Source organism: Clavibacter lycopersici, assembly GCF_003576405.1.
Lineage (GTDB): Bacteria > Actinomycetota > Actinomycetes > Actinomycetales > Microbacteriaceae > Clavibacter > Clavibacter lycopersici.
Map to the genome: position 1 here is coordinate 1 of NZ_QWGT01000393.1, position 1,375 is coordinate 1,375.

Annotated in this window: 1 protein-coding gene; it reads left to right on the forward strand. The window is 73.4% G+C overall.

What is annotated here, in order from left to right; translation table 11 throughout:
* Positions 1-44: 44 nt before the first annotated feature.
* On the forward strand, positions 45-1,375 hold a 1,331-nt coding region (gene murC, locus DZG00_RS15435; protein WP_119455816.1), incomplete at its 3' end, for a UDP-N-acetylmuramate--L-alanine ligase.

The following is a 1,375-nucleotide window of genomic DNA, read 5'->3' on the forward strand; positions in this document are numbered from 1 at the left end:
GACCGCCGCCCCCCACCGCTTCCCACCTCCCGAGGAGACCGCACGTGATCGCACCCGACCTGACCATGGACATCCCGACCGAGCTCGGGCGCGTCCACTTCGTGGGCATCGGCGGGTCCGGCATGAGCGGCATCGCGCGCCTGTTCCTCGCCGCGGGCCACCGCGTCACCGGATCCGACTCCCGCGACTCGGACGCCGTCCAGGCCCTCCGCGAGCTCGGCGCCGAGATCCACGTCGGACACGACGCCTCGCACGTGGGCGACGCGGACGCGCTCGTCGTCACGGGAGCGCTCTGGCAGGACAACCCCGAGTACGTGCTCGCGAAGGAGCGCGGACTGCCGATCCTGCACCGCTCGCAGGCCCTCGCCTGGCTCATCTCGGGCCAGCGGCTCGTCGCCGTCGCGGGCGCCCACGGCAAGACCACCTCCACCGGCATGATCGTGACCGCGCTGCTCGAGGCGGGCCGCAACCCGTCGTTCGTCAACGGCGGCGTGATCGGCGGGCTCGGCGTCTCGAGCGCCCCCGGATCCGAGGAGCTCTTCGTCGTCGAGGCCGACGAGTCCGACGGCTCCTTCCTCCTCTACGACACCGCGGTCGCGCTCATCACCAACGTCGACGCCGACCACCTCGACCACTACGGCTCGCACGAGGCGTTCGACGACGCGTTCGTGCGCTTCGCCAGCGCGGCGTCCGAGCTCGTCGTCATCTCGAGCGACGACTCGGGCGCGCGCCGCGTCACCCAGCGCATCGAGGGCCGCGTCGTCACCTTCGGCGAGGACCCGGCCGCCGACATCCGCATCACCGACATCGTGACCGACGGCCCCGTCGCCTTCACGCTCACCCACGACGGCGTCGCGCGCCGCGCCGCGCTCCGCGTCCCCGGCCGCCACAACGCGATCAACGCGGCCGGCGCCTACGCCGTGCTCGTCGGCCTGGGCGTGGATCCCGACGACGCGATCGCGGGCCTCGCCGCCTTCTCCGGCACCGGCCGCCGCTTCGAGCTGCACGGCGAGGTGCGCGGCGTGAGCGTCTACGACGACTACGCGCACCACCCCACCGAGGTCCGCGCCGCGCTCGAGGCCGCGCGCACGGTCGTGGGGGAGGGCCGCATCATCGCCGTGCACCAGCCGCACCTCTACAGCCGCACGCAGATGATGGCGGGCGACTTCGCCCGCGTCTACGAGGAGCTGGCCGACCACACCATCGTGCTCGACGTCTTCGGCGCCCGCGAGGACCCGATCCCCGGCGTCACGGGCGCCCTCGTCTCCGAGCGCTTCGCGGACCCGAGCCACGTCGACTACCTGCCCGACTGGCAGCAGGCGGCCGACCGCGCGGCGGAGATCGCGCGCGACGGCGACTTCATCGTGACCCTCAG